Genomic DNA, 2,436 nt, shown 5'->3' with positions numbered 1-2,436 from the left:
AGGATGATACCCTTGATCCAAACGCTCCACCAAACGCATGCGACGAAGGCGAAGGCGTTATCCATATGGATGAAGAAGACAGATAAGTCTCTTGACATCAATCTAAATTGTATTACATTGTACTACAATTAAAGAGGAGATTTAGCAATGGGAAAAATTCAAGCACGCATACCTGATGAAGTTCAGGAGATTGCAAGTACAGTTATTAAATCTACAGGCTTAACTGTATCAGATGCAGTACGTATGTTTATGACTCGTATTGCTAAAGACCAAGCATTACCGCTTGATCTCTTCCAACCCAATCCAGAAACATTACAAGCGATTGAAGATGCCGAAGCTAGTCGTGTCAAGCATACATCTCTAGATGGCTTACGAACTATGATCCGTAATGATAAGGTTGGAATACGTAAATCTGAAAAAAAAATTTAAGTGCTTATGCGTGAAATCGTCTACACTCGGTCATTTAGACGCGACCTTAAACGCGAAAGCAGAGGTAGATATGCCAATGCACTAGAAGAAGATTTTCTGCTTGTAGTCAAAGTATTAGCGGAAGATGAACCACTCAAGGCACATTGGCGAGATCATGCACTAACAGGTCAATGGCGCGATTGTCGTGATTGTCATATAAAGCCAGACTTGGTTTTGATTTATCGAAAGCCAAATGCCAAAACACTAGAACTCTTACGACTCGGTTCACACTCTGAGCTGCGTTTATGATTAAAACAAAAAAGATGCTAGAAATGCGAGCAAAGAATTTAACCAATTATTTTTATAACTTGTCTCATTTTTTATTTGACAATGTAGCAACAATATGGATAATCGAATCAGGTGCCTAAGAAACACCTTAATAGTAAGCGGATTTGGTTACGAAACAATCTCTTCTCCGCACGTTTAAAGGCTTTGACTCATTGTATGTTACACGCATATAATGATCTTGTCGGGTGTAGTTACGCTATACAATACCCTTTTGGGAAAAGCATAACGACGGACTTACTACCGTGTTTCTTAGCACCCGGCACTTTTTAAAAGTGTCATTAAGAAACATCTAAATAGTAAGGAATTCTTATGAACACTCTTATAGAAATTAAAGAACAAAATATTGGTCAAGAAACTGTTCAAACGGTTAACGCACGTGAATTACATACGTTTTTAGAAGTCAACTCTAAATTTGCAGATTGGATTGTACGCCGTATTAAAGAATATGGATTTTTGGAAAATCAAGATTATGGTTTTACGTTTCTCAAAAATGAGAAACGTAAAAATGTTATAAGTAAAGAATATCATCTCACCTTAGATATGGCGAAAGAGCTCTCAATGGTTGAGCGCAATGAGAAAGGACGTCAAGCTCGTCGTTACTTTATTGAATGTGAAAAGAAACTAAAAAGTCAATTTGTTGATTATGATGATATACGTTTTGCTTTCCCAAAAGATTGGGATAAAATGTCTCCAACTAAAAAGGCTGTTTACATTTATGGACTTCTCCACATGCATCTTGTTAAAGCCTTTACGTTGGTAGAAGAAAGCAAGCATTACAAAGCCATAATCAAAGAAGCGAAACAAGTCTTAGAAAGATCTGTAGTGAAAGCCGCTTAAGTAAAAAATATGCCTCCCCTCCCCGTTCTCAACAATGGGGAGGTGGTCAAGATGCTTCTTCTAAAGCCGCTTGTTCCTTACAATTATTTTGGATAGGCGTTAAGCTAATCTGCAAATTTAAAGCACTCAAAACACTGAGAAAAGTAGAAAGCCGTGGGTCGCCTTTATCACTTAAAGAACGATAAAGAGACTCTCTTGATAGCCCTGTATTTTGGGCGATTTTACTCATTCCTTGGTTTTTCGCTATTATACCAAGAGCATGGGCAAGATACTTACTATCTTTGCTTTCAAGAGCATCTTCTAAAAGAATCCTTTGTGTCTCAGGTGTCTTGAAATATTCACTTGTGTCAAATTTAGTAATTTCCATGTTTCATTTCCTTTACTAATTGAAGAGCTTTTTCGATATCTTTTTGTTGTGTAGATTTATCACCCGCATTTAATAACAAAATGATTTGTTTACCTTGTTTTACAAAATAGATTCTATAGCCAGGACCATGATGTATTTTTAACTCTCCAATTCCACGGAAAAATTTTACATTTCCAAGAAATCCCGTTTCTATTCTTGCTATCCGTTTAACAATATGCGCTTGCGCAATCTCATCTTTTAAAGAATCTAGCCATTTTATAAAATGCTCTGTTTTGTATACTGTAAACATTTGTAACTTATAAGATACAATCATTACAATGTCAAATACATTCTTTTGTTCCAATGAAAAAGCGACATGAAGCTTAACCAAGCTATCTTTCCGAATGAGAAAGATGTCAATTTTTTAATCCAGCTCTGCTTTTTGCGGAGCTTTTTTTATGGAGAAGCATATGCGAAAAATATCATCAGAAGGACTT

The 2,436-nt window shown here is 36.2% G+C and carries 5 protein-coding genes; 3 read left to right on the top strand and 2 right to left on the bottom strand.

Features of this window, described 5'->3' with window-relative positions; all coding sequences use genetic code 11:
* Window positions 1-147: 147 nt before the first annotated feature.
* The 3 genes from ACFILT_RS09750 (at window position 148) to ACFILT_RS09740 (ending at window position 1,593) form a co-directional block, all read left to right on the top strand.
* Complete coding sequence (locus ACFILT_RS09750) at window positions 148-429, top strand: type II toxin-antitoxin system RelB/DinJ family antitoxin (protein ID WP_375678447.1); 282 nt, start codon at window positions 148-150, stop codon at window positions 427-429.
* 6 nt (window positions 430-435) lie between these two features.
* Entirely contained in the window at window positions 436-717 is a 282-nt protein-coding gene (locus tag ACFILT_RS09745; RefSeq protein WP_375680010.1) for a type II toxin-antitoxin system YafQ family toxin, read from the top strand.
* Window positions 718-1,065: 348 nt separating this feature from the next.
* On the top strand, window positions 1,066-1,593 hold the full coding sequence (locus ACFILT_RS09740; protein WP_375678449.1) for an antA/AntB antirepressor family protein: 528 nt from the start codon (window positions 1,066-1,068) through the stop codon (window positions 1,591-1,593).
* Between the two features lie 46 nt (window positions 1,594-1,639).
* On the opposite strand, the gene ACFILT_RS09735 is transcribed toward ACFILT_RS09740, so the two are convergent.
* Together ACFILT_RS09735 and ACFILT_RS09730 are read right to left on the bottom strand one after the other, a co-directional pair.
* Window positions 1,640-1,960, bottom strand: coding sequence for an addiction module antidote protein (locus ACFILT_RS09735; protein ID WP_273783426.1), 321 nt, complete (start codon window positions 1,958-1,960; stop codon window positions 1,640-1,642).
* Entirely contained in the window at window positions 1,947-2,249 is a 303-nt protein-coding gene (locus ACFILT_RS09730) for a type II toxin-antitoxin system RelE/ParE family toxin (protein ID WP_212113015.1), read from the bottom strand. The genes ACFILT_RS09735 and ACFILT_RS09730 overlap by 14 nt, the downstream gene beginning before the upstream one ends.
* Window positions 2,250-2,436 lie beyond the last annotated feature (187 nt).

The sequence above is a fragment of the Bartonella sp. AP7XZML genome, assembly GCF_042195745.1.
In the GTDB taxonomy this organism is placed as follows: domain Bacteria; phylum Pseudomonadota; class Alphaproteobacteria; order Rhizobiales; family Rhizobiaceae; genus Bartonella.
The sequence above is the reverse complement of the archived record's forward strand: the minus strand, read 5'-3'. Positions and strand labels throughout refer to the sequence as shown.

Bases quoted from the DNA above. Each gene is read 5' to 3' on its own strand.
- ACFILT_RS09750 (WP_375678447.1), top strand. From the start codon at position 148: ATGGGAAAAATTCAAGCACGCATACCTGATGAAGTTCAGGAGATTGCA.
- ACFILT_RS09745 (WP_375680010.1), top strand. From the start codon at position 436: ATGCGTGAAATCGTCTACACTCGGTCATTTAGACGCGACCTTAAACGC.
- ACFILT_RS09740 (WP_375678449.1), top strand. From the start codon at position 1,066: ATGAACACTCTTATAGAAATTAAAGAACAAAATATTGGTCAAGAAACT.
- ACFILT_RS09735 (WP_273783426.1), bottom strand. From the start codon at position 1,960: ATGGAAATTACTAAATTTGACACAAGTGAATATTTCAAGACACCTGAG.
- ACFILT_RS09730 (WP_212113015.1), bottom strand. From the start codon at position 2,249: ATGTTTACAGTATACAAAACAGAGCATTTTATAAAATGGCTAGATTCT.